The organism is Bradyrhizobium sp. WYCCWR15520, from assembly GCF_056174665.1.
In genome coordinates this window covers 15,247-40,719 of sequence record NZ_JBWBWM010000038.1, presented here as the reverse complement: position 1 = coordinate 40,719, position 25,473 = coordinate 15,247, and the positions used below count along the sequence as shown (strand labels likewise).

Genomic DNA, 25,473 nt, shown 5'->3' with positions numbered 1-25,473 from the left:
TATGTGTCTCTCGGTACCAGCTGAGGTCACGAAGATTCTCCCCGACGACCTTGCCATCGTATCCATCGACGGCATCAGGAAGGAGATATCGATTGCGCTCATCGACGATCTCGCGGTCGGGGACTACGTCCTTGTCCATGTCGGCTACGCCCTGGCTAGAATCGACCCGGCGGAGGCCGAGCACACGCTGCAGCTCCTACAGGAGCTAGGCAGCGTGGGGCGGGAGCTCCAGTCATGAAGTATGTCGACGAATTTCGCGACAAGACCATCGCGCAGGGGCTCGCGCGTGCGATTGCCGCCGAAGCCGAGTCGCAAAGGGAATATCGGTTCATGGAGTTCTGCGGCGGACACACGCATGCGATTTCCCGCTATGGTCTGGAGGATATACTGCCTGCGAATGTTCGCATGATCCATGGGCCCGGTTGTCCCGTCTGTGTTCTCCCCGCCAGCCGGATCGACATGGCGATCAGGCTCACCGAGCTGCCGCAGGTCACTCTCTGTATTTATGGCGACTTGATGCGCGTGCCCGGCTCGCAGGGAAAATCCCTGCTGAGCGCCAAGGCGTACGGCGCCGACATACGGATGGTCTACTCGACGCTCGATGCGATACGGATCGCCGAACATGCGCCGAGCCGGGAGGTGGTCTTTTTCGCTATTGGATTTGAGACCACGACACCGGCGACAGCGGCGATGATCCGGCTTGCCGAGAAGAAATGGCTGAAGAATGTTAGTGTGTTCTGCAATCACGTGCTAACTCCCGCCGCGATGCATAGCATTCTCGAGGGTCAGGATATCCATAATGGCGGGCGGATTGAAATTGATGGCTTCCTTGGACCTGCGCATGTTAGCACCATCATCGGCACGAAGCCTTACGAGGTCCTCGCAGAAAAATTCGGCAAGCCGATCGTGATCGGGGGATTCGAACCGCTCGATATGATGCAGGCGATTCTGATGCTGGTGCGGCAGGTGAACGAAAGCCGATATGAGGTGGAGAACCAATACAGCCGTGGGGTGACGCGCGAAGGCAATCGGCGCGCCCAGGAAGAGGTGTCGGATATCTTCGAACTGCGTGACCAGTTCGAATGGCGCGGGCTCGGGCTCGTCCCCCATAGCGGACTGAAGCTAAAGCAGGCTTACGCTCAATTCGATGCAGAGATGCGTTTCGCGATGCACGAAGTGCGTGTCGCCGACAATCCGGCGTGCGAGTGCGGGGCCATCCTGCGCGGCGTGAAGAGGCCGATCGACTGCAAGCTGTTCGGAACCGTCTGCACGCCGGAAATCCCGATAGGATCCTGCATGGTCTCATCGGAAGGCGCCTGTGCCGCGCATTGGACGTATGGACGGTTTCGCGATGATCAGTTGAGGCGGGCGTGATGAGGGCAACGGCCTACCAACGCAAGATCGATATCAAGAACGGGCGGGTCGACCTGTCCCACGGCGCGGGGGGGCGCGCGATGGCTCAGCTGATCTCCGGCCTGTTTCACGAAGCCTTCGGCAATGAATGGCTCGCCCGCGTCAACGATCAGGCGGCCTTCCATGTTGGCGCTGGCAGAATGGTGATGACGACCGATGGCTATGTCGTTTCGCCGCTGTTCTTTCCCGGCGGCAATATCGGATCGCTCGCGGTCCACGGCACGATCAATGATGTCGCGATGGGCGGCGCGCGTCCGCTCTATCTTTCGGCAACTTTCATCATCGAGGAGGGCTTCCGCTTCTCGGATCTGAAGACGATTGCGGATTCGATGGGCGAGGCCGCGCGTACCGCCGGCGTTTATATCATCACGGGTGACACCAAGGTCGTCGAGCGCGGGAAGGCGGACGGCCTGTTCATCTCGATGACGGGGGTCGGGGTTTTGGCCGATGGGCTCGATCTCTCCGCGGAGAAGGCAAGGGTCGGCGACCGCGTGCTGGTCTCCGGCAGTCTAGGCGACCATGGTGCAGCGATCATGTCGAGGCGCCAGAATCTCGCTTACGAGACCGAGATCGTCTCGGATTCCGCAGCGCTGCATGATCTCGTAGCTCTAATGGTTGCGGTCGGCGGCAGCAGCATCCGGGTGATGCGTGACCCCACGCGCGGCGGTCTTGCGGCGATGCTCAACGAGATTGCGCATCAGTCGGGCCTCGGGTTCCGTCTGCAGGAAGAGGCCATTCCGGTGAAGCCGGCGGTTGCCGCCGCTTGCGAACTCTTTGGGCTTGATCCGCTACACGTCGCCAACGAGGGCAAGCTCGTTGCCATCGTGGCGCCTGACATGGCCAATGCCGTGCTTGCAGCTATGAGAGCGCATCCGCTGGGGCGCGATGCGGCTGATATCGGCGAGGCCGTTACCGACAATCATCAGTTTGTGCAGCTGTCAACCAGCTTTGGTGGCGTGCGAATTGTCGATTGGCTATGGGGAGAACAATTGCCGCGGATCTGTTGAGCACAATTGAAACTTCTACCATTTCGTTGTTGCCTTGACGAGATCGCCCGGGCAATTCCCCGTAAAGCACTCGTTCCGCCTCGAGCGCATCTATCAAACCGAAGATGCGGGATGGGCCTCGAAAGCCAAATGGTCGTCGCACGTCAATTCTTCACATCAAGCACTGCTTCAACATCAGTCGTGCAATAAAGTCCTTCTCTTCACAAACATCAAACGAGTGTCAGCGAGTGGCTACGCTCCTGCTGTCATCCTAACCGATTTACCTTAGCATGGACTTTGGCGGAATGCAGATTTCTGGACTAACGCCGATCGTTTGATATGGCGCAAAGACGCAGGGGAGCGCTGCGGTTAGGATGATTCTATATACCACCTGGGAAAGTAACCTTTGCAGGCCTCAATCCAGAAAAAGTATTGCGATGCCCGCCTGCCTTGGTACACCATCTATCCAACCGTGCCAGAGTTCTCCAAGGAGGTCGGTGCACAGGACTGTGAGAAATGGCTGAGGCGGCTGCCGCCTGACGAGCCCGTGTCGCTCTATCTCCACATTCCGTTCTGCCGATCGATCTGCTGGTATTGCGGCTTTCCTACGGCCAGCACTCGCCGGGATGCGCCGGTCCTCAATTATTTGTCGGTGCTGCGTGAGGAGATCCGTTTGGTCGCGGAGCAAGCGCCGCAAGCGCTGCCAGTGAGCGACGTGCACTTCGGCGGCGGAACGCCGACCCTCGTCGCGCCAGCGGATTTCCTGGCTCTGATGGAGCTCCTGCGCCGCCGTTTCGCTTTCAGGAAAACGGCTACGATCGCCGTCGAGATCGACCCGCGCACGTTCACGGTCCAGATGGCCGAAGCCTTAGGAGCAGCCGGCGTGAACCGCGCGAGCCTCGGCGTGCAGAGCTTCGATCCCATCGTTCAAAAAGCGATCAACCGGGTCCAGAGTAAGGCGCAGACCGCCGCTGCCGTCGAAATTCTTCGCCAGCACGGAATAAGCCGCATCAACTTGGACCTTATTTTCGGTCTCCCACATCAGACGGTGCAGTCCTGCGTCGAGAGCGCGACGATGGCGGTCGCCATGCGCCCGAACCGGGTTGCGGTTTTCGGCTACGCGCACGTTCCTTCGTATATGAAACGTCAGCGCCTGATCGATGAGGCGGCGCTGCCGGACAGTGCTGCCCGCGCCGACCAGGCTGCGGCCGTGGCCGATACGCTGGTCGCTGCCGGCTACCTCCAAATCGGGCTTGACCATTTTGCCTTGCCGGACGATGAGCTCGCTCTGGCGCAGAAGGCCAGTCGGCTGCGGCGTAATTCCTTGGGTTACTCGGCCGACACCTGCAAAACCCTGATCGGCTTCGGCACGTCGGCCATCGGCCGTCTCGGCGACGGTTACGTCCAGAACGATGTTGCAACAGGCTCGTACAGCGGGCACATCAGAGCAGGCCGTCTGGCGACGTCAAAAGGCTACCGGCTCACCGATGAAGACCGCGTCCGAGCCGCGATCATCGAGCGGCTAATGTGCGATCTGGAGGCCGATGTGCCGGCAATCTGTACCAACCACGGATTTCATGCGGTCCCTTTTCTGGATTCAGCTGAACGCTTGGCGATGCTTGCCGAGGACGGGATAATCGACATCGAAAAGGGTTTCATCCGCGTGAGGCAGGAGCACCGCTTTGTGATTCGTGCTGTTGCTGCCGCATTCGACGCTTATCTCAACCGTTCACCTTATTAACAAGCAGCATAAACGGATCCAAAAGCATCACCGTTTCTCGCTAACAGGACGGCGCCTCGACCATATAGAAAATGTTTCTATGCAATCTGAGCCAGACTGCCGTCGTTGCGGCAACGATCTCGACGGCCTCGGCGAGCCTCACGTTAGAGGTCCTGGCACTGCCGTAAGCTTTGGCGCCGCCGTAATCGCCCGGCAGGCCGCTTGGCGAGAAACGATCAACCGCGTCGAGCGGGGGTTGGCAAGCTGGAGGTCTGTGGCACCTGTCGTCAAGGCTCGTCCGCCTTCGGTCCTGAGATCAGTGGCGCGCCCCCGACGGAAACCGGCCCTTGTGGTTTAGTCGATCGCACGGGTTTCTTGGCCGACTCCGAAACGGCATGGCCAGGACGAGGAACATGAGGAGAAGAAGCCGTGGGTGTCGGGTTCTGCAACGAGTCGAGTCGCGAAGTGAGAGCTGCGATTTGATCCGACATTCGTGTTAAATCGGCCAGCTGGGCATTGATGCTGCGGTTGAGTTCCGCGAGCTCATCGCTAGTCTTCTGTTGTCCCGATTGAATCTCCGACAGGGTCGCTCTGTCCTCAGGTGACAAGCCTGGCATTGGGCCCACGTCACGGGCCGCCGACGTCTCGACAAAGTGTCCGACATTAGTCCAGAAATAGGCTCCTGCAGCGCAGAGGCCAACGAGGACAATTACGAGCAGTAAAACCCACGGAACGCGTTTCGACGAGGTGTGCAATGACGACGGCAAGTCCGAACCGGTCGCTTCTTCCATCATCTCCATCATCCCTCGCTCGATATCAGTATTGGCTTTGCTCGCTGATGCGCTATCACACGATGGTCAAGAGCTGCAACGAGCCGCAACCATCGACAAACCTTTCTCCGCAAGTTGCCCTCTTCGTTTTGCATCCCCGCCTAATGATCGGCGCGATCTGATACTCGTGGCGCATGGTCGGCTCCTACATCATAGCGCCACTGCAAAGCAATAGTTCTCGTCTTCGTCCGTCATCGCGCAGCATTTCCTCGCCATTCAGAAAAAGCCTGCAAACAATCTTCCATTTGCCGGCGCGCGTATGCGAACCAATCGTTGTTTCCTGAATTATCATTCCGACTCGTATCGAGCCAGGCATCCCCACTGGCCCTGGCCCGCAAGTCCATCCCTTGGCGAGACGCGCCACTTAGAGTTCTACGAGCTGGCAGCCGAGTCCAATCTTCATGCGCCGGAATAGTCGGCTCGTGCCCAAATACTCTTGAAGCTATCTGGCCGGGCGCAGTCGAATACGGAGCACAACGCCGTAGCTCAATTCCACAGCAAAAAATTGGAAACAAACCCGCTCGGCGGGTCCGGTGGTCGGCGTAAATCTGCAGGATCAATGACGTCGGTCCTCTCGCCTACGCGACCGGCTTCCTGTGGACGATCGTCAATCGTCACCCCAACGACGAACTCGGCCAAGTTCTTGCCTGGGCCTATCCGGGCAACCCTGAAAGCCATCGGCTGAGCACGACGTTAATGATGCAGATCAAAAAGTCGCGGTTCAGCTGCGTTTCCGCCGAGAGATGCGCGCGCAAAGAGCTGAACGGCTGCGGCGCTCGCGAGTGACCGACGCCCGATTTCCGGAATGATAGCAGCATCGGCAGAGTTCTTCTAGATGCCGAGGAGGCCTCATCCGAGCAGGCCACGATCCTGCATCGATAAGCAACGCCTTGCGACCTGGTCAACTACTAACGTTAGCAGTTGGTGGAGATGACGGACACATGGCAATCGGCGGTTAATGAAGGTCCGCGGCGGGGCACACTTTAAGGACTGAGATGCAACATAGAACTGGCCGCTCCAACGGCCCTGATGGATGTGCCAGCGCGTTTGTAGTCGTCAAATCGGCTCCAGTCGCGATCGCTCCCTTTTTGTGGAAGCCCATGATGCACTTTCTGGCGCGATCGCCGAGCGCACAGGTTGCAAAGGGGCTTTCGGCCTGTCAGTTGCCTCGTCTCTCGGTTAACGCGATGCCAGCGAAGTATCATGGAGCGAACGCGTGGTCGCTGGCGCGCGAGCCCTGTCTTCTGATTACTGCCATCTCTCGAAGGAGACGTCCTCTTCGCCGTCGAATGCCGAAATCCTCATGCTTGTAGTGGAAGAGGTGGGTCGCTCGCAGCGTATTGGTGGCGAGGACAGCAAGGCGCCGCCACCCGTCCTCACTATCTCGCGGAGCAAAGAGGCCGAATAATCCCGGCCGCTTTCGACACGGCGGCAGCGCAGCAGAACTGCCTTGGACCAGTCGACTAGCTCGGCCGCGTTATGGCGCACTCGACACGTGCGTCGCCGATCAGGCCAATAGCTCGCCGGCAGGTGAGGCTCGGGAGGCTCAGCGGGTAGACGGGCCGATTGCTGCCAAGCATCAGCCCCGCCTCCAGACACTAGAAGGTTAGGGGGCGCTCCGGGCAAGTTACGCCGGAGCGCAATCTAGCAATTCGGATGTGGAGTTCACTATGCATGGTTACTTTGTCGTGGCGACCGCTGTGACAGACGTTTTCAGCTTTCGATCAACTACGAAGCAAAGAGGGCTTGCTCTCGCACTCTCCCTAGCTGCGAGCCTCGTCGGCAGTCCGGCGCCGGCACAGAAGGCCAATGGGCTTAAGCCAGAACGCAACATTCCAGATGAGGTTGCTAAAAGAGGAATTGAGAGGGACTCTGATTCCGCCACAGAATTCCAAACCCGCCAGCTCAAACGAGCAACGCGTCTCGTCTCTAGCTCAGCGCTAGCACAAAATTCCAGTGTGCCTGCCGCAAAGCGCGGCAGTGCGGATGAAATTGCTAAGAACAGAACTCAAAAGGAGATCGACCCATTCGCAAAGTTCGAGAACCTCCGCGAAAAAGGTATGTGGCTCAATATCCCTGGTCCTGCCGATACGATAGATCAGGATAAAGCTGGCGTTAGATCCGCGCTGGCAGACGTCGGGATCGGCTACGTTGGGGGGACAGTAGTCAGCGTCATAGACAATCAACTGCCAAATGCAGCCAGAGCCACCACCGCCAATCAGCTATATATGGGCCAGAATCCGACATTTAGTACCGTAAGTTTCATGATAGTGACCTACGATCTCAGCCGCTTTGGAATTCCCGATGGTCAGATCATCGTGGGAGCCGAGCAGCAATACTGGACATGGAAACCCGGCGGGCCAGATAGAGCAGGTCTCAATACGTTGGCCTACTACCAGACGTTCTTCGACAGAAAACTCGAACTCAAAATCGGCTATCTCAGAAATGTAAATGAGTTCGCAGGCACATTGGTTGGAGGGAATGCAGGAGCAAGCGTTTTGGCGCCCTCGTCGAATATCCTGTATCAAGCTGGCATGAGCAACAATGCCGCGCCTACGCCAGCTCTCAACGTGAAGTACAATTTTAATGATCACCTATATGACAAGGTCTCAATCCAGCGTTCAATCAGTCCAGACGGTCAGTATGCGCAGATCATCGAAAATCCCACCGGCTTAAGCTGGAGCACCGCCAACACGGGCATTCTTTTGCTTGATGAAGTTGGCTACAAGAACAAGGCTGCTCCGGGCGTACCTGAGACCTGGTTGCGGGCGGGCGCCGGTTTCAATAACAGCAGCTACAAGAACTTGCAGTATCCGCAGCAATCGAGAGCCGAGGCGAACAGCGTCTACTACGTCGCAGCGGACAGGCAGCTCTGGCAGGCTGATGTACAGGGCTCGGCATCTCGTGGTATCTATGGTGGGTTCTCGGTAATGTGCGCTCCACCTGACTTAAACAAAGTCAGTCAATATTACGAGCTTCGTCTCTATGCGAAGGGACTGTTTGACAGCCGGCCCAGTGATCAGATTGCTATTGTTGCCACTAACACCGTCTGGAGCAACTTTGCAGTGGACGCTGCCTTGGCTAAAGGGAATCTCGTGCATCGCGACAGCACAGCGATCTTGGGTACCTATACCGCGCATCTGACACCCGGGATATATGCAAGTGTAGGACTGGCATACATCAACAACCCGACGAGCATTACACACACACGCCAAACGGGACATGCTCTGAATTTGTTGGTGTCTACCTCGATATTCTTCTAAGTCCTCAAGGCTAGTCGCGTGACCCAAAACCGAACTGTTCATGAAAGGCGACGATTATTGGTTCCGGCGCGATCTCGAATCTCATTCGGGAAGCGTTCTATGCGGCTGCTTGAGGTTCGACACCCAGCGCTCTTCTGATCACAATCGTCGGATCCGCCCCGCGAGGCCGACACGTTCGAGTAAGGCCCATGAGCATCGGTCAAAGGCCAGCGCCAACACTGTCCGATTCACCCCAGAGAGTGTTGCAAAAGTCGAAAGTCGCAGGGTTCAGAAATTGTCGCGAAAAGCACTAAGCAGCGAGCGATCGCTGATCGTATGATCTCAACCGCATTATTGAAGTCGCCTGTGAAATCTTGCGTGATGCAGTGAGGTCCCTCACATTTGTATACGGAAGTCGCGCCCACGGCCTGCAGAATTGCGGTCATCTGCGAAGATCGACCTTTGCTACACAATCCCCCGCAGCGGACGCGCGTCCTTAGTGATGGTCTTCGGCTTGGGGCCAATAGCCGGCGTTCAGTTCACCCTAATCACGGGGGCCCTGCCGCGGCTGAGGATTGTTGGCGGGGTTGGTATCGTACTTCGATATTCGCGTGACGAGCCCGCTAGTGGTGAGCGGTTGCAAGTCCGCCTCCAGCGCGTCGGCAATCTCCTTGGCATAGATCTCCCGATCGTCTACGTAGAGTGCAAAGGATTTCAAATACTTTTCTTTATTCGCTGGATTCTTGATCGTCGCCTTTGTCCACTGGTAGAGCGGATAGTTTTCGACGCCGTGCTCTTCTGCCGCGGCGACATACTCCACAAAGGCATCGAACTGGCATTTGGGCGCGGCGCGATGCTTGGCAAGGATATTGAACAGCGGTGCCAGTGCCGGAGCAGGGAGCTTTCGGCCTAGCGATTCCGCGGTGGCGGAATCATTCACATCGAACCTGACCTGATACTGCCAGTGAGAAGCCAGGCTATGCTCGCCTTCTGGTCGCACCCGATTTTCTCCTTTTGCCATCGCAAGGCGCTACCGCCTCCTCGCGAGCAGGTCCGGCGGCATGCATTGTGTCACAAGCTGCCGCAACGTCAGGCCAACCGTTGCGTTTGGAGCTCCTCATATTCACGGCTCTCGTTGGATGAACGAAAGTCAACCTCCTCCGGTTGATACGTGCCGCTGCCGATCTCCTCTGCCATCACTTGCCGGCACCTTGAGGCAACTCGCTTTCCCTCGAGTTGATTACCTCGGCCGTCGCGCATACGCGGTGGCCTAGCGCTGTACGTCCATTGCAGCGCCGACCGCGCTCTCGATGAGGCTCGCGAAACCAGATCTTCATCAGACCCGCACAGGCCGTTTGACCTCAACTAGTACAAGTAGAGAGCGCGGGAGCATAGTCTATAACGGCCGGATCTCCGTGAATGTGTGAACGCCTTATGGGCGGCTGCTTGGTGACCTTTACGCGCGTTACACTGCACCGGCCATCAATGCTGACGGGCACGTCACCCTCGATGGTGGCGCGACGAACGATGCGATGCTGGTCGCCGTAATCATTGACTGCATAATGGTGCGTGGCGCGGTTATCCCAGATCGCAACATCGCCCTCCCTCCAGTTCCAGCGCACGGTGTTTTCGGGCGCGGTGATATGAGACTGAAGTATATCAAACAGCTTTTGACCGTCATATTTGGGGATGCCAAGAAAACGCTGTACCAACGCGCCGAGCACTAGCGTCCGCTCTCCGGTCTCGGGGTGGACACGCACGACGGGATGCTCGGTCTCGAAGATGGTTCTGGTGAAGACCTCGTCAAAATGCTTCTTATCGACCTCGCGGACTCGAGCCATTCCGGCATAATCGAAGACGTTGCTGTGAACGGCCCAGAGCTCGTCCGCAAGCCGTTGCAGCGGTGGCGGCAGATCGAGATAAGCGGCGGCGGTGTTCGACCACACCGTATCACCGCCGAATAGTGGGATCACAACGGCCCGCAGAACCAAAATCTTGGGATAGGCATCGGCGAAGGTCCCGTCGGCGTGCCACACATCGGCCCGGCCACCACCGCGAGCGGAGTCAAGCTCGAGGAGCGATGCCGTTCCCTTGGCAACGCCGAGCATCGGATGCGGCACCAGCTTCCCTAAACGCGCGGCAAATCGCTCCTGCTCGGCGTCATCGAGATGACCTTGGTGGCGGAAGAAGATCACCTTGTGGTCGAGCAGCAAGCTGTTGATTGCAGCGATCGTCTGATCCGGCAAATCGCTCGAGAGCTTGATGTTTCTGATTTCCGCGCCAATGCGCGCTGCGCGTTTGACGACATCGGTCCGCGGAATGACATTCTCGATTGAGATCGTTTCGTTCATGGATGTTCCAGCCTTTGCGGTTTCTTCACCAAAGGAACTATTCAGCTGCGGGCCCGAATGGGGAAGGGCTATATTGCTTAATCATCAGAACCCGCGGCAATCGGCCGCTTGGTGCGCTGTTCGTGCGACGCAAAATCGGCCGCGCACCTATCGTCCGTACCGTTGTCGATGGGATGCGCCCGAAACTCGCCGGTCCCCCTTGCTTCGGTGCAGAACTAGCTTGATTGAGGATCGACGTGCCGGCAGGTTCAAATTCGAAAGTTTCATCGAGACTGCCTTCGATCATTGGTTTGGTGAAACTTCTCTAGGATCGCGATAAGATCTCGTCCTTCCAAAAAGATACGAATCGCCTGGTGGCGGTGCGGACCGCTGGTGACGTCACCGCAGATCTCGCATTTAGCGAGTGATCTCCAGCAAGCACCGTGCCAGCCGCCAAAACGGGCCGCGAACGAGGCAAGAGCGCCAAAGAATCGGGAAAAACCCGGCGCGACGATCACCGGATTAGGCGATAATTCGACCAGATAGCCTGCTAGTCTCGATGGCAGCGCGCGCGAAGAAGCAGAGCCTAACGATACGTGAGGTCGAGCGCCTAGGTGGGCGCCAACGGCACAGCGGCGTACGATCGTCAGCAATCCGTTCGGGCCAGCACGAGAGGCGATCGTCATCAGACGACCTTCCATCTTTCAACATCAGGCACGTCGGGTTCAAGACGGAGATGTCGGAGATCTGACAACCTGCAGCGTTGATCCAAAGGGATCTGGCGGCTGCGCGTGTTTTCTCTCGTGAAGCAAGGCGCACACCAAATTCCGGCACCATCGCGGCACCCTTGACCTCGATGTGGTGGCACCTGTCATTCTTGAGCTGCTCCGGCGATAGCCGACCGCCCGATGTGCGTAGACCATCGAGTTACGGGGTGCTGGTCGACAGTGCCGCCGGCACATCGTTTGCCCTCTCCGCGAGTGATCGAATATCCGGTCACGAGAACATCGCGATTCACGTTTGCCCAGGTTATTCTCGGGTGACCCCGCCTCGTTGCTAGTGTTCTGTCCCGCAACTTCGTAGCATGACTATTGCATGAATTCCGGGTATCCCGATGAAGGAGGTACCGATGCGCACCGAACGGGCGGAAGGCGATGCTGACTATTTCCAGCGACGAAGACACGCAGCTCACGGCCATAACACGGTCGCGCTCGCTGTCTCGGCGCTGACGCAGCGAACAGGGATCGTGCTGGCCTGCCAACGTGAGCTGAGCAACATCGTCTTGGCGACCCGGCTTGGTGGTCGGCCCCATAGGATCGGCAACTGGCCCAATGGCTTCATCGGAAATCACATCGCGATCATCTACGATGAGACGCCTACCAGTGGACCCCGCACGGTTGAGGATGAGGCTGTGGCCGAGCTGATCAGCAAGACACTTGCGCGCAGGCCTAAAGCAGCAATCCGTCGGAGCGTGCGCCCATCCAAAGGGACGGAAATTGCCAAAAGTACCGTTCATTGCCTGTTCCAACTCTTCGGTCTGCGGCCTCGCTGTAGCCGCAGCTTTAAACCCTTGACGGATGCGTTTTTGTCGAGAAGTCACGCTTCCGGAAGATTGGAAGGCGATGGAGGAGATTGCTCGCATGAGTGACGGGCTTCAAAAGGGCAGTGATGCGGCCGCGATCGAGGAGCTGCTCCAACTGCTGATCGGCATCTTATCGTCAGCAACGCGACTTCCGCGCGGCCCAGAAAGCGATGCAGCATTACTGCAGATAGGGGAACTTCAAAGAAGTGTAGGCGTGCTCCTGCTTAAGCGGTTTTACGATGAAGCATAGCGAGATCTCATTGGTGTGGGGCAGGGGCTCCCTGCGGACAATCTGCTTCAACTTACGACGGAGCCGCCTAAGGCCCGCAACGAGATGTCGGATCTCGCTGGTCGCTGATGGCTCCAGGCGAATCTACACCCAATCCATCGGCCGCCCAGAGGGGTGATAACCGAAAGATGGCGGGCTGTCCTATTCCAAAGAACACTTCGATTTCTTGCATCATATGTCACGCACCGGGTGCCAAAATCCGAACAGTGCGCACTGTCGTGCTCCACGGGTCCTAGCATGACATGGAGTCGGCCCTTGAAGGAGCTCTTGCAGAAGCCCGAACAGCACTCTCGCAGCGGCAGTCTCCGGTAGCCCTGACCAAGAGAGTGGAGGAGGCGGGCGGGCGGCTTAATCGAGCCGGCTGTGGTTCTCGGCAAGCCAAATATCAATTTCTTCTTCAATGTGCTGCTTTTCAGATTCATAAAGCCGAAGCGAGGCGTGCAACTTCGGTTAGCCCGTGCAACCGAGGACTGGCCGGATGGCTTCATTGGAGACCTCAACAACAGTAGCTGATGCAGGCCGGCCGCAAGCAATGTGACGAATAGTGAACGAAGAAATGTCAGCAAAAAAGCCCGATCGCCAAGGATTGCTGGCGAGTTGCGCGTGAGGCCGAGGTCCTCATCGACTTTGTGGTACGGCGAAGCGCGCGGTTCCGCGGCCCGCGCTCACAAATCAGACCCGAACTTTGAGCAGACTGCGTGCTCATCGTCTCATGCGCTGGCTCCGCCGCGATGCTTATCCAGTGCAGTATCGAGGCACCTGATCAAGTGCTGTCCGGCGAAGGGCTTGGCCAGGAAGCAAATCGCTCCGGCGCTCAGCGCACGCGCGCGAACGCGATCATCGGGAAAGGCAGTGATGAAAATGAAGGGTGCACCGTAGCCATGGTCCCGCATATGTGCCAGCAGGTCCAAGCCGCTCATAATCGACATCTGCACATCCGCAATCACACACGATGTTCCGTTCAGGTGGGGCGAGCGCAAGAACTCCTCGGCCGACACAAATGTATGAACGATATAGCCGTGGGACTTCAAAAGGTTATTTATCGCAGCACGAACTGAACCGTCGTCGTCGACGATGGCAATGAGCGGAGGCGTGGACAAGACGATCCCCTCTATCGCGGGAAAGGCGCTTGCCGAAGCACAGCCGCCTGGACAAAGGGTGAGCTTGCGGGATGAGATTGTAAACTCATACTTAGGCTTATTCGGGGTGGTTGGAACAAATTCCGAGGGCCTCAGCCATTCTGATTAAATCGGCCAGCGTCCGCGCGCCCATTTTCTTCATCACCCGCCCGCGATAGATCTTGACGGTGATTTCGGCGAGCTCGAGCTCTGCGGCTACTTGTTTGTTCATAAGCCCGGCGGCGACCAGTTTCATAACTGCCTGTTCGCGTGAGCTTAAGGTGTCGTACAAGGACTGCAGGTTCGCAACTGTCTTCTCAACCTCCCGCCTCTTGCGATCCCGTTCGGTCGCGGCGACGACGGCATCAAGCAGCTCCTGATCGCGAAACGGCTTGGTAAGGAAGTCGACCGCTCCGCCCTTCATCGCCTTGACGCTCATTGGAATGTCGCCATGGCCAGTGATGAAAATAATCGGAATGTGAAGGTTCAACTTGGCTAGCTCGGTCTGCAGCTCGAGGCCACTCAATCCTGGCAGTCTGACGTCAAGGACGAGGCAGCTGGCGACCTCCGGAAGCTTTCCCTGCAACATTTCCTGAGCCGATCCGAACGCAGCAACGTCCAAGTTCACCGATTGAAAAAGATTCGAGAGCGAACGACGCATTGAGACGTCGTCATCGATCACGAACACGATCGCCCTTCCGCTGGGCTCCTCGACCTTTACGGTTTGGTGCGGCAAGTCGGAGCGCCCGGTCACGACACGACCTCCTTATGGAACGGTAGGACGAATTGAAACGTCGCGCCCGGCTCTTGCTTGCGAGCGATCGATAGGCTCCCTCCGTGAGCCTCCACAATCGAACGGCAGATCGAAAGCCCCATTCCAAGGCCGCTTGATTTAGTGGTAAAAAAGGGATTGAACACGCGATCCGCGTCGTCCTCGGTGATCCCTATACCGCAGTCAGTCACGGCGAGGTGCACGTGTCCTATATCGTCTCGAGATGACTGAATCATCAGTTCGCGCGGCCGGTCCCTGACCATTTGCATGGCCTCAATCCCGTTCATCACTAGATTTGTGATCACCTGTTGCAGTTGAACCCGGTCACCCAGGATCAGGGGGAGGGCCGGCGCCAACTCGGTTCGCAACGTCACCTGATGGCCGACAAGCTCCCGTGTCACCAGCGCGATTACCTCCTGGACGATGTCGTTGATATCGAGCGGCACCATCTCGATCTCGCCTTTCTTCGCAAGCGCGCGGATGCGGCGGATCACCTCGCTCGCCCGGATCCCGTCCTCGATGATCCACTCCACTGAGCGGCGTGCCGCGGAAAGATCAGGAGTTTCGCGACCAAGCCAACCCAGACAAGCCTCGCCATTGGTGACAATGGCGGCAAGCGGCTGATTTATTTCATGGGCGATGGAGGTTGTCAGCTCGCCGAGCATCGTCACCCGCGTCACGTGCGCGAGCTCTGCCTGTGCCTTCCGCAGTTCTCGTTCGGCCTGATCTGCGCGGATGGTTGCGGTGATGTCGGTGCTGACGCCGCGATAGCCGAGGAAATTGCTGTCAGCATCAAAGAATGGCCTGCCGCTGGTTCGGACGTAAATTGGAGATCCCATCTGAGTGAGGGTGCGATAGATGAAATCGCGAAACGGAAGACGTGCATCGAGTGTCGCCCGATGCTGGCGCCACTTCTCGGGTTCTGCTTCGAAATCGCGCGCTATTTCCCAGCGAAGCAGTCCGACGACCTCTGAAGCCGGAAGGCCTGCTGCGCTGGTGTGCTCCGATAAAAGCGTGACCCGGTGGTCCGGCCCGGTCTCCCAGAGCCAGTCGGAGGCCGTTTCGGCGTAGTCGCGAAACCGCTGCTCGCTTTCGCGCAACGCAGCAAGAGCCCTTTCCAATCGTTCCCTGGCCGCATGTTGCTCGGTAACATCCATATGCGTTCCGATGAGCTCGCTGACGTTGCCGTCGCTGCCGACCACGGCGTGCGCAACGGAATGTATGCGCCTCATCGCGCCATCTGGAAGAAGGATTCGGAAATCATATTCGAAGTGTCCTCCATTGCCTATGATAGCCTGGCGCGGCACGTCCTGAAGTCGCGGCAAGTCGTCTGGATGGATACGCGACCGGATGGTCTCGATCGATACAGCCTGTCCCGGGTCGAAGCCAAACAGACGATCGATTTCGGCGGAGCGATACACAAATTCGAGACGGTGGACGTCCCAGGACCAACTGCCCGTGTGGCTAAGATGCTGGGCTTCGGCCAGATAGGCCTCGCTACGACGCAACTGCTGTTCCGCCTGCTTTGCAGCCGTAATATCCGTCACTGCGCCGATAAACTCGATATCACCAAAGGCGGTTCTAGTGGCTCGTACCACCGCGCGGAGGTGCTTCACCGAGCTGTCCGGCATCAGCAGTCGGTATTCGTGCTCGAAATCCTCTTCGTTTTGGACCGCTCGTTCGATGGTCTCTCGCACGTCAGCCCGATCTTCTGGATGGGTTCGATCAACGACGAGTTGCGGCGTCGGTTTGGTCGACGGATCGTATTGGAAGATACGAAAGGTCTCCTTTGACCAGTGGACCTCGCCGGTGGCGACGTTCCAGCCGAAGCTGCCGGTGCGGCTCAATTCCTGCGCCTGGGCGAGATGGGCTTCGCTCCGCCGCAGGGCAGTTTCCGTCCGCTTTCGCTCGGTAATATCTTCGCAGGCAATGAGGACGACGAGCTTGTCGTCTGCCCCCTGCATGGCTTTGGCGCTCTCGCGCACCCACAGCACCGAGCCATCCTTCCTGATCTTCTGGATCTCCCAAGTGTGCGATTGGCCAACTGTTTCAATGCACAGACTGACGCGTTCGCGAACAAACGGACGATCGTCTTCCAGAAATACGTTCAACACGGAATGCCCGACAAGCTCCGAGGGCGCGTAACCGAGCTGTGTGGCGCCGAACGTGTTCACGTTCAGGACCATTCCGGTGGTATTGACGATGAAGTGCATGACGGGGCTATGCCCGAAGATTTCGCGCCACTGTTTCTCCCGGTCGCGCAACCCAGCCTCGCCGCGCCGGAGCCTCGCTGCGGCCTCAAGCGCAACGTTCCTTTCTCGGCGGACCTTTTCGATTAGGTGCGTTCCGACAATTGAGACAACAACAAAGGCCACAATCACAGGAAGAGTCTGCGGATCGTCCAACCGTAGATTGAAAGGAGGCGGCGCAAAGAAGTAGGCTAAAACAGCGAAGGGGAAGACGAAAAGCATGGCAGATGCGATGAGGCTGCCCATCAGTGGAAACACCAATATCATTTCCAAATAGCCGAACGCCGTCGCGGCGAAAGTGAAGGTATGACGAAGTTAGCGTCATCAACGCCCGCGCAAAAAAAACTGCGTGAGCTTGCGAACTTGATCTAGTAAGCTGATCACCCATCAACCTAAACTATCGAAAGCAGCTGGAGAACTATACGAATGTTTTAGGCTCTCTTGTGCTCGCACTGATTCAGCAGCTAGCGCCAGCATTATCAGGTTGCCGCGGTACAATTAATCCATTGATATCAATGGCTTGAGTGGAAGAGCGATGTCGGGCTTTGATGACGCCGAAAGAAAACTTTCGTTTAAAGAATTGGCTGATTGAGGCGGCCATGAGGGCCCTTAGAACCCACACGGCAGTGCGCTTAGAACCAGTGGAGCGCAGCAGCCGGGCCGGCACTTCCACCGAAAATAAACCGAGTAACAATCAGGGAAAGCCTTTGGGGGAGATGTCTATCGTTGGCCCGTCTCCTTAGTTAGGATTTGAAAAGGTGTGTGGATGGCTTTCGGGGGCCATGACACGATCGTCTCGTTTGGCGGCGGCCTTCGCCAAATGCATATGGTGGACAAGACCATAAGAGAGCTGCTTCAAAACAACAAATTGAAGACCGCTTCATCAGAAGACCCTCTGCTTTCATGCTCGGTTACGTAAGCCTCTTGTTGTTGATCGGCCTGGCCGGGGCTAGACGGGAGCAGAGAGACCCGCACGAGGGCTTGCCCGAGAAACGGTGGTTGAGCATAGTCGCCGGTTTGGTTACGCGCTTCTGCGAAATGAAAGGAGATCGACGCGCGTGACGGCCGAGGGAAGGCGTATCGCGCACGCGAACAATGGAGCCTCCGGGGTCGCTGTGCACGAGGCTAGCCTTGTGCGGATGCTGACGCTGAAGCCCTCAGTGCTTTTGCGATCTCGGTCGCTTGCACGTGCGGACAACCGAGTTTAGCGCTGCAACACAAACCGATTTATATCCTCCTTAGCCCTGATCGAGCTGGGTCGCTCGGCTTCTACGATATGCCGTGTCGTGGCCAAAAACCTTTGTGAGTTCGCCATCAACTCGGGCGAGGGTTGCTGAGAGGCCCGAGTCTTGATCGAGACCGTTTCGGTTTTCGGAGCTCGGCGGTGACAAACTGATGCACCCACCGCGGCTTCGCGACTCGAAAACCGCGACGAGGCCCGAGCATCGCGACGCCAGGTGAAGAGCTGCGACGGGTGAATGCTCCCCGATACACTTCCGCCGGGCTCCAGCGCCTCTGCCACGACTTGTGCCTTGAACTCATCCGACCAGCGTCGGCCAAGTTGTCGCGGGGCTCCCTCAAGACGCTCTGCGACCGCTTCGATCATATGGAAGGTCTAGTTTCAGAACTAGGCGCAGACATAGAAGCTCACATCGGCTCACACACTCCGCAGCCGATAGCCGATCGCTCATCCACTCCGCCAGATGGGGTCTCTTTGCCACTTACCGTTGTCATAGGACTACTCCTAGTGCTTGCAATAGGAGTTGCAGCCTGCAGACCCTCTGAGCAAGGCGGCCCTCGCCGGACCTCGCCGGATGATTACAGCGCAAGTAGCTAGATCTCGTCGGGTGGAGAGTTCCGGCAAAGGCATAAAATTTGGCAGTACTATAGCTAGATCGCAAGAGGGCCATTTCGATATCCCCGAAGGATGTTTGGTGACCGCTGACCTGCCACTAAACTCTTTCATCCAGCGGCAGTTAGAGTCTCGGTAGTTCTGCAGCGAGACCGAACTTTGGACCACTCGAAACTAGAGTTTTACGACTCTAAACACGTTGGCGGGCTGGTGGCGCCATCGCGGTTTTGCAGCAAAATCGGGTCGATTGCCGATCGCCCCATGGGGCCGTTCTTCATTATACAACAAGGCTCAGGAAAGCCCACAGAACCGTTCTTCGCGAGGTTCTTTATCGATTTCCGGCCATGGGGGCAGCCTGCGTGTCCGCTGCAGCAAGTCGGCGGCTCCGCGTCAGGTTCTCGACAGCTATCGCACATAGAAGAGTAGGGTCTCCAGAGGCGATCATAGCTGGCGATCGCTGCAAGAATACTGGAGCGCGCGGTCGGGGGTGCTTGGACGGGGCATTTTGGGGCGTTCACGGTAGTTTTCTGCTGGGTTCGATGCTGCCGAGTCGAGTCCGTGGCAAATCACTCAGGCTTCAAATTGGCCTATATTCCGAAAGTGAGAACGAATGAAGTTCCAATCCACCAACTGGGTGCGTCAACAATCGGGCACCGCGGGCCCGCAAGAGAGCTCACCAGCTCCGTCCACAGATGCGGCGGCCTTTGAGCAGCAGCTGAGCGAGATCGCTGTCCCGTCTGCTCCCGTGCTCATGCAGGTCCGCGCCCATCAAGCGGAGGCATCGCGATCTGAGGCGCATGCCGGAAACGATGAGGCGGTGCTGGGCGCCGCAGCGCTGCAGACCGCTCAGTCAAATTGGGTCTTGGTCGGTCGCAGCAAGGAGCCGCTCTATGCTAAGGATGCGCGCCTTATTTCCGGCCTTAAGCAGGCGCTCCTCAGGGGTGGAGCCGCCGAGAGCACCGCCACGAGCAACGTCGGTTATCTGCTCAGCTTGAGCCGCTGGCTCTTTGCAAACGACAAGCCGTGCATTGCTGATCGGCTTCATGACGAGTCGATGGACAAGGATGTCGAGGAGTTCATAACCAAAGGTGGGATGGCGAACGTCCCTTGGGCACTAGCTCATCTGCGGACCTCTCAATTGACGGGAGGAGTCGTACCGATCGCAGGCCGCCCTGACCTGACTCCTTATCCCAAGGACGGAACTCTCATCAAAGAATACAGAAAGCAAGCAGTGGCGGCCGGAACTTCAAGTACCGCCAAAACCTATGCATCTATTCTCACGGATTTCAGCCACTACCTTCGGGCAAACAACAAGCCTGGCATTGCTGTTCGGCTTCAGGACGAGACATGGAACGAGGACGAACCGCTCAATGAAGAGATCCAGCGCTACAAGGACGCCGGGGGTAACAAAAGTATCGGCGCGGCACTTGATCATCTCCGTAATGGAGCGAGAAAACTCAACGGTCCGCCTTTTCATCCCGAAGACGCGCCCTTGATTTCCGGACTTCAAGAAGCACTCGTTAAGGCTGGGTACGAGGAGATCACCGCTAAGACGAATTATGTTGGTCCTCTTCGCAGATTCAGCCGGTGGCTCTTTGCAAAAAACAAGCCGGGAGTGGCTGCTCGGCTTAACGACGAATCGCTCAGCAGCGACGCTGCGATCTTCGATCAAAGTCGCAGGCACCTCGTTCTTACCGCACTAGATCGTCTCCGCGCCTCTCAGTCGCCGGGCGGAGTCGCGTCAATCACTGCCCGGGCAGGGGGCATTGAGGCCGCGGCTAAGCAGGGCGGCTCGCAGCCCGCCTTCAGTTGGCCAGCGGCACTCGCTGAGGGGGATGATCAAGATTTATTCTTTGGGACGGTCGACGAAGCCGGTGCATCGTCGTGTCTTCAGCCACCGCGGCATGGCCTGGCATTGAATCCTACAGAGTCTCCTAATCCCGTGAACTGGCGCCACCAGGACGACGAGCTGACGGATGAACGTTACCGCAACATCCTCGTGCCAGGCGAGCAGATTCCCATCATGCGGGCGAGCGGACACCCATCTACGCCGCCTCCGCACGGTCAAGGCGGTGGAACGATGCTGAATGCCTCGGCGCTACCGCCCGGCCATGCAAAATTGGTTTTCGCAGGTAGCAGCCTGGATCCTGTTTATTGCGAAGATGCCTCTCTTATTGAGGGGCTGAGGCCGGCACTCATCAAGGCTGGGGCCTCCGAGAGCACGGTCGGCCGCAATCTACGTGGTCTTCTCAGCTTGGGGCATTGGCTCGTGAAGAACGACAAGCCGGGCATTGCTTCCCGGCTTTACGACAAGTCGCTGGACAAGGATGCCCAGGAGTTCGCCGAGAAGGAGGAGCAGGCCATCGCTACCCCACTGGATCATCTTCGAGCCTCCCAATCGCCGGGCGGCATCACGCCGTTTGCAAGCCGGGTTGAGCGGAATCCCTATCCGCAGGATGCGGATCTCATCAAAAGGTACAAGGAAGAAGCAGCCCCAAGCACTGCCAACACCGCCAGGAGCTATGCAACTCTTCTTATCGATTTCAGTGATTACCTCCGTGAAAACGATAAGCCCGGCATTGCTGCTCGGCTTGGCCACGACTCGCTGGATGAAGATGTCAGTCGGTATAAGGAGGCGGACCCCCATGGCCGCAGAAAAGCCGGAGCCGCACTGGCTCATCTCCTGAGGTCGCCGGCGGGGGCTAGAGCGATCGAACTCCTGCGTCATATTCGCCCCCTTCCTGATCTCGAAGACGCGGTTCGCGCCGAGACGAAGCCGACCCTCACCGCGACTGCGCAGCACAGCGGGTCGAACGGAGCTGTCAGCTGGCCGGAGACTCTGCCTGCGAACCAGCAGGATCTGCTTTTGGAGACGATGGACGGACCCAGCTCCTCGCCGCCTCCGCAGGGCGACGCGGTTGAGCGGCAGCTGATGCAGACCCCATCCCATCAACTGGCGGCGTCACCATCGCAGAGGCAAGCTCCGGTGTCGTCGCCGGACGAGCTGATCGGCGAGCAGCTTCCGGCCGAAGACGCGGAGCTCTTGGCGATGTTTCGTGTAGACGCCGAGCGGCGCAAGCTCACCCCAGGGGCCATCAACAACAGTGTTTCCGGGCTTAGGACTTTTGTCCGCTGGGTCAACGCAAGTCATAGGGGCCCTGTAGCTTCTCGGCTGCGAGACGGTTCATCGCTCGATGAGGAAATGGCGAAGTACAGGAGCTTGGGCCGTGACACTCAGAACCGCATTAGATCGGCTGTGGACGTTCTCAGGCGGCTGCTACGTGGGGGGGAAGAAGTCGAAGCACCCGAACCCCGCGTTCTCGGTGCCCCCCGTCACCACGTTCCTCATCCAGAAGATGCGCCCCTCATCGAGGGCGCGCTGAGCCAAGCCCTGAAAGATCTTAAAACCCCGACTGCGAAGCTGAGGCAGTCTGCGCAACAGCGGGCGACACGTCTTCGCGCGCTGAGTGCGTGGCTTAGAGGGAATGGCAAAGGGAGCATTATTGGGCGACTAAACGGCTCCAGCAGGCAGCAGTTATCCCTCGACGATGACGTGGTAGCATTCCAACGGACTGGAGGCAGAGTACACGGTCCCGATTTGTCGCATCTTCGCAGCTACTTGAAACTCATCGAGGCGAACCGAGAGCTGGGGCTGCGAGGCCCTGAGCAGCCGAGCTCGCCGGACGCGCAGGGCGATCGGTTTTCCGGCTCTTCGCAGGATCTTCCCTCAACGCCGGCCAGCCGAAGCGCTGGAGCTTGGGTTTGGTTGAGTGAACAGCGGCAAGAACCAGGATCACCATCCAGGCCCGCGTCAAATGCTAAGGGCAGGCGTGAGCCATTTGTTGATCTGAATGCGCCACCGCCGTCCGAGTTGCGCGACGATGCTCACTTTGCGTCAGCCGCTCGTGCCAGGGTTCGCTCAGACACCTACGATGGTCTTGAGCCATTTGTTGATCTGAATGCGCCACCGCCGTCCGAGTTGCGCGACGATGCTCACTTTGCGCCAGCCGCTCGTGCCAGGGTTCGCTCAGACACCTACGCTGGTCTTGAGCCATTTGTTGATCTGAATGCGCCACCGCCGTCCGAGTTGCGCGACGATGCTCACTTTGCGTCAGCCGCTCGTGCCAGGGTTCGCTCAGACACCTACGCTGGTCTTGAGCCATTTGTTGATCTGAATGCGCCAACGCCGTCCGAGTTGCGCGACGATGCTCACTTTGCGCCAGCCGCTCCTGCCAGGGTTCGCTCAGACACCTACGCTGGTCTTGAGCCATTCGTTGATCTGAATGCGCCAACGCCGTCCGAGTTGCGCGACGATGCTCACTTTGCGCCAGCCCATCCTGCCAGGGGTCGCTCGGACACCTACGCTGGTCCTGTATCATTTGTTGGTCGGGATGCGCCCAGACCGCAGGTGATTGATCTAGATCCGCCCACGCTGCAGGAGCTGCGTGATGATGCTCGTTATGCGCCTTTCCCGCGCACATCCGCCGATGCTCAGATCGGGGCTTTGGATCCGACCGCCTCCTCCCACGGCCGCAGTGGACTAGAGCTCGGCGCCAAGGAATGGCTGGGCGACAAGCATATCCACAGGGATTACGAGCTCCTGGCGGAGGAGTTGCGGCGGGGCCGTCCGGAACTCGCCGCCCTGACGCAGTTCGTGGACCCCCTGATAGCTCACTATCAACTGCGCTTCGGCGCCGAACCCGACATGCTCCGCGCGTTCCAGCGCATCGTCTACGATCCAAATGGTAATGATACGGCCGACTTCCTGTTCCTGCCAGTGAACGACGCTATGGATCCTAATCGCCTCGGCACGCATTGGTCGCTGCTGCTCCTTGATCGCCACACGCGAGGAGAGTCGGTTGCCTATCACTACGACTCTGTCCGGGGACACAACCACGAGGCGGCAGCGCAGCTCGCACGACGGCTGCGCGCCCGCCTGGAGTCACCCAGCATGGCCCAGCAACGGAACAGCTATGATTGCGGCGTCTTTGTGGTGGACGGCACGCGGGCGCTGGTTCGACGATTGGCCCAAGGAGAGCGGCCAGCGCACGAGCCGCTGCACCTTGACAACCTCGTCGCCAATCGGCGGTCCCTCCAGAGTCGACTGGCTCATCCCGGCTTGGGCTAATGGAGCTGGCTGGAGCGGCTCTCCCGGACACTACACCGGGGGGCTCGCCCGAGCGAGCGGCCTGTTTGGCCGCGGAAGCCGAAGCCCAGGGGGCCTTGCTGATCGAGAAGCTCAAACTCACGATCAAAAAGCTCCGGCACGAGCAGTTCGGACAGTCCTCCGAGCAAGGCGCATTGCTGGAGCAGCTCGAGCTAAAGCTCGCCAACGTGGAGGAGACCGCGGCGCAAGCTAAGACCGCAGCGCAGATGGCAGCCGAGAAGATTGCAGCGCCATCGTCGAGCGCCGCAGCAGTGATTGAAACGATTGTAAACCGTCGTGTAAGGGCACAGTCGGGCGGGTCGCGCCAGCGCGCGCCGCATTATTATATGAATGAGTCTTCGTTCTTTAATCGCGGGCACGGTGTCAACCCCGATAGACAAACCTGATCCACTGCCGGGTTCATGGTTCTTTCCGCGGTCGTCTCTACAAGAGCCGCCGCATGATGGCGTTCAAAGGCGGTCAATTCGTGACCCACGTGAAGGCGCTGCCCGGCACCCCCTATGACGGGCATACGCTCGCAACCGTCATTCCGGATATGGAGGCCCTCATCGGCATCACCCTCGAGCGCCTCCTCGCCGACACTATCGCGGCCACAATGCCCCACCCGATTACAAGTTCAGGGTGTTCACCTCAGGGCAGAAGGGGCGGGTGACGCCACAGATCAAGCGCGAGCTGCGAAGGCGTTCCGCCGTCGAGCCGGTCATCGGCCATCTCAAGTCCGCTTGTCCCGGAACGAGGTGAAATGCGCAAGGCCTGCAATCAGGATCGCTCAGCGCGTGGATTTTCGTGGTCCGTCCGCCACGCGAGCGGCCGACCGCCTGTTTGTGCTCCCCCCTTTTCGTCGCTCGCCGAGCGATGCCCTTTGATCGAGGTGGAGTCGCCATCGCGGGCAAGCGCTTCGAAGATGCCTGCCAATGTCCGCGCTTGGCGTGCGCCGTGATAAGGCGGCGCTTTCCAGTGGGTGCAAGTCCCACCCGGCAAACGCTCCAGCCGGAAGCAACCGGAGCAGCTATGGAGGTGACGAAGTGGCTGAAGCCTTCGGATAGCGTGTCACGATATACGGTGACCGCGCGAGTGTGCAGGCCGTAACGCAAGTGAACGCCGAGCAAGCCTCGAAAAGGACGATGCACAGGCCGACCCGACGGCCATATATGAGGAAGGCTGACACGACTGGGACGGCGTGAGCGAAGCAATACCTCCAGTCGCTGTGCCGGGGTAGTGGCGACGGCATGTACACAAGGAAAGCGTACGCAACACGGGAGGCCCCACGACGTGGTCAGGGATGATTAACCGGACGCCCGCGAGGGACAGGCCGGGACCTACGCCGACGATCTCGTAATCTTGTGCAGGCGGGGCAAAGCTGAAGAGGCCTTGCGACAACTGCGCAGGATCATGGGAATGCTGAAGCTGATGGTCAACGAGGAGAAGACACGAATCTGCAAGGTACCGGAAGGAGAGTTCGACTTCCTGGGTTACACGTTCGGGCGGATGTACTCAGCGAAAACCGGCCAGGCGCGCCTGGGGTACCGGCCATCGCGCAAGAGCATCAAACGCGTGATCGAAAGCGTTCGCGCGCTCACCGCCCCATCAGGAACTTGGCAAGAGACCACGGAGCTCGTAGGCCAGTTGAACCGCACGCTGCGCGGATGGGCGAACTACTTCAATGTAGGCACCGTCACCAAAGCGTATCGGGCGCTCGACAACTACGCGGCTGTGCGGTTGCGCCTGTGGTTGCGCTTCAAGCACAAGGTCAGGCGACGCAGGGGCGGGACCTATCCACTCTCGCACCTCTACGGGTACTTCGGGCTCGTACGCTTAACCGCGCTTGGGCGCGACATGCCGTGGGCGAAGGCTTGAAGTCTTGTCCGAGAGCCGGATGCGGGGTGTGCTGCAGATGCACACGGAAGGGAGTTTGCAATGAAC

At 58.5% G+C, this 25,473-nt stretch carries 16 protein-coding genes and 3 pseudogenes; 11 read left to right on the top strand and 8 right to left on the bottom strand.

From position 1 onward, the window contains the following. Position 1: 1 nt before the first annotated feature. The 4 genes from AC0QUY_RS33300 (at position 2) to hemN (ending at position 4,140) form a co-directional block, all read left to right on the top strand. Positions 2–238, top strand: coding sequence for a HypC/HybG/HupF family hydrogenase formation chaperone (locus AC0QUY_RS33300; protein ID WP_161855673.1), 237 nt, complete (start codon positions 2–4; stop codon positions 236–238). Next, positions 235–1,374 (top strand): hydrogenase formation protein HypD, encoded by a 1,140-nt coding sequence (gene hypD, locus AC0QUY_RS33295; RefSeq protein ID WP_161855672.1) that lies wholly within the window; start codon positions 235–237, stop codon positions 1,372–1,374. Before AC0QUY_RS33300 ends, hypD begins: the two co-directional genes overlap by 4 nt. Beyond that, positions 1,374–2,420, top strand: coding sequence for a hydrogenase expression/formation protein HypE (hypE, locus tag AC0QUY_RS33290; RefSeq protein ID WP_057856099.1), 1,047 nt, complete (start codon positions 1,374–1,376; stop codon positions 2,418–2,420). The genes hypD and hypE overlap by 1 nt, the downstream gene beginning before the upstream one ends. A gap of 385 nt (positions 2,421–2,805) precedes the next feature. Next, a complete protein-coding gene (gene hemN, locus AC0QUY_RS33285; protein ID WP_161855671.1) occupies positions 2,806–4,140 on the top strand; it encodes an oxygen-independent coproporphyrinogen III oxidase in 1,335 nt (444 codons plus the stop codon). Positions 4,141–4,406: 266 nt separating this feature from the next. Here the strand turns inward: hemN and AC0QUY_RS33280 are convergent, their stop codons facing one another. After that, complete coding sequence (locus AC0QUY_RS33280) at positions 4,407–4,922, bottom strand: hypothetical protein (protein WP_161855670.1); 516 nt, start codon at positions 4,920–4,922, stop codon at positions 4,407–4,409. Positions 4,923–6,619: 1,697 nt separating this feature from the next. Between AC0QUY_RS33280 and AC0QUY_RS33275 the strand changes: the two genes are divergently transcribed. Then, positions 6,620–8,212 carry a carbohydrate porin gene (locus AC0QUY_RS33275; RefSeq protein ID WP_161855669.1) on the top strand — a complete coding sequence of 531 codons (1,593 nt, stop codon included), beginning with the start codon at positions 6,620–6,622 and terminating at the stop codon, positions 8,210–8,212. A gap of 523 nt (positions 8,213–8,735) precedes the next feature. Here the strand turns inward: AC0QUY_RS33275 and AC0QUY_RS33270 are convergent. Together AC0QUY_RS33270 and AC0QUY_RS33265 are read right to left on the bottom strand one after the other, a co-directional pair. Continuing rightward, on the bottom strand, positions 8,736–9,167 hold the full coding sequence (locus AC0QUY_RS33270; RefSeq protein ID WP_161856812.1) for a hypothetical protein: 432 nt from the start codon (positions 9,165–9,167) through the stop codon (positions 8,736–8,738). 469 nt (positions 9,168–9,636) lie between these two features. Continuing rightward, positions 9,637–10,542: pseudogene (locus AC0QUY_RS33265) on the bottom strand (TauD/TfdA dioxygenase family protein); the annotation flags it as partial. Positions 10,543–11,650: 1,108 nt separating this feature from the next. Between AC0QUY_RS33265 and AC0QUY_RS33260 the strand changes: the two are divergent. Together AC0QUY_RS33260 and AC0QUY_RS33255 are read left to right on the top strand one after the other, a co-directional pair. Next, positions 11,651–12,169, top strand: a complete 519-nt coding sequence (locus AC0QUY_RS33260; RefSeq protein ID WP_161855667.1) for a hypothetical protein — start codon at positions 11,651–11,653, stop codon at positions 12,167–12,169. Next, the gene (locus AC0QUY_RS33255; RefSeq protein ID WP_161855666.1) at positions 12,162–12,353 is read left to right on the top strand and encodes a hypothetical protein; all 192 of its coding nucleotides are present in this window, start codon (positions 12,162–12,164) and stop codon (positions 12,351–12,353) included. The genes AC0QUY_RS33260 and AC0QUY_RS33255 overlap by 8 nt, the downstream gene beginning before the upstream one ends. Before the next feature lie 749 nt (positions 12,354–13,102). Here AC0QUY_RS33255 and AC0QUY_RS33250 read toward each other — a convergent pair. The 4 genes from AC0QUY_RS33250 to AC0QUY_RS33235 form a co-directional block, all read right to left on the bottom strand. After that, positions 13,103–13,492: a response regulator transcription factor gene (locus AC0QUY_RS33250; protein ID WP_161855665.1), complete on the bottom strand. Its 390-nt coding sequence runs from the start codon at positions 13,490–13,492 to the stop codon at positions 13,103–13,105. 97 nt (positions 13,493–13,589) lie between these two features. Continuing rightward, positions 13,590–14,264 (bottom strand): response regulator transcription factor, encoded by a 675-nt coding sequence (locus AC0QUY_RS33245; RefSeq protein WP_161855664.1) that lies wholly within the window; start codon positions 14,262–14,264, stop codon positions 13,590–13,592. Next, complete coding sequence (locus tag AC0QUY_RS33240; RefSeq protein WP_475390282.1) at positions 14,261–16,777, bottom strand: PAS domain S-box protein; 2,517 nt, start codon at positions 16,775–16,777, stop codon at positions 14,261–14,263. The genes AC0QUY_RS33245 and AC0QUY_RS33240 overlap by 4 nt, the downstream gene beginning before the upstream one ends. Positions 16,778–17,735: 958 nt before the next feature. After that, complete coding sequence (locus tag AC0QUY_RS33235) at positions 17,736–18,137, bottom strand: transposase (RefSeq protein ID WP_246738326.1); 402 nt, start codon at positions 18,135–18,137, stop codon at positions 17,736–17,738. A gap of 856 nt (positions 18,138–18,993) precedes the next feature. Between AC0QUY_RS33235 and AC0QUY_RS33230 the strand changes: the two genes are divergently transcribed. The 3 genes and pseudogenes from AC0QUY_RS33230 to AC0QUY_RS33220 all read left to right on the top strand — a co-directional run. Further along, entirely contained in the window at positions 18,994–23,511 is a 4,518-nt protein-coding gene (locus tag AC0QUY_RS33230) for a Ulp1 family isopeptidase (RefSeq protein ID WP_246738325.1), read from the top strand. 65 nt (positions 23,512–23,576) lie between these two features. After that, positions 23,577–23,936: an IS66 family transposase gene (locus AC0QUY_RS33225; RefSeq protein WP_161855662.1), complete on the top strand. Its 360-nt coding sequence runs from the start codon at positions 23,577–23,579 to the stop codon at positions 23,934–23,936. A gap of 65 nt (positions 23,937–24,001) precedes the next feature. Next, positions 24,002–24,270 (top strand): annotated as a pseudogene (locus AC0QUY_RS33220) (IS5/IS1182 family transposase); the annotation flags it as partial. A gap of 2 nt (positions 24,271–24,272) precedes the next feature. Here the strand turns inward: AC0QUY_RS33220 and AC0QUY_RS33215 are convergent. Then, a pseudogene (locus tag AC0QUY_RS33215) lies at positions 24,273–24,459 on the bottom strand (IS5/IS1182 family transposase); the annotation flags it as partial. 489 nt (positions 24,460–24,948) lie between these two features. On the opposite strand from AC0QUY_RS33215, the gene AC0QUY_RS33210 reads away from it, so the two are divergent. Next, on the top strand, positions 24,949–25,407 hold the full coding sequence (locus tag AC0QUY_RS33210) for a group II intron maturase-specific domain-containing protein (protein ID WP_202639135.1): 459 nt from the start codon (positions 24,949–24,951) through the stop codon (positions 25,405–25,407). The last annotated feature ends 66 nt before the right edge of the window (positions 25,408–25,473 follow it).

Coding starts and splice junctions, on each gene's coding strand:
- hypE (WP_057856099.1), top strand. CDS start 1,374: ATGAGGGCAACGGCCTACCAACGCAAGATCGATATCAAGAACGGGCGG.
- hypD (WP_161855672.1), top strand. CDS start 235: ATGAAGTATGTCGACGAATTTCGCGACAAGACCATCGCGCAGGGGCTC.
- AC0QUY_RS33230 (WP_246738325.1), top strand. CDS start 18,994: ATGAAGTTCCAATCCACCAACTGGGTGCGTCAACAATCGGGCACCGCG.
- AC0QUY_RS33280 (WP_161855670.1), bottom strand. CDS start 4,922: ATGATGGAGATGATGGAAGAAGCGACCGGTTCGGACTTGCCGTCGTCA.
- AC0QUY_RS33300 (WP_161855673.1), top strand. CDS start 2: ATGTGTCTCTCGGTACCAGCTGAGGTCACGAAGATTCTCCCCGACGAC.
- AC0QUY_RS33240 (WP_475390282.1), bottom strand. CDS start 16,777: ATGGGCAGCCTCATCGCATCTGCCATGCTTTTCGTCTTCCCCTTCGCT.
- AC0QUY_RS33235 (WP_246738326.1), bottom strand. CDS start 18,137: ATGATCGAAGCGGTCGCAGAGCGTCTTGAGGGAGCCCCGCGACAACTT.
- AC0QUY_RS33275 (WP_161855669.1), top strand. CDS start 6,620: ATGCATGGTTACTTTGTCGTGGCGACCGCTGTGACAGACGTTTTCAGC.
- AC0QUY_RS33255 (WP_161855666.1), top strand. CDS start 12,162: ATGAGTGACGGGCTTCAAAAGGGCAGTGATGCGGCCGCGATCGAGGAG.
- AC0QUY_RS33260 (WP_161855667.1), top strand. CDS start 11,651: ATGCGCACCGAACGGGCGGAAGGCGATGCTGACTATTTCCAGCGACGA.
- AC0QUY_RS33210 (WP_202639135.1), top strand. CDS start 24,949: ATGCTGAAGCTGATGGTCAACGAGGAGAAGACACGAATCTGCAAGGTA.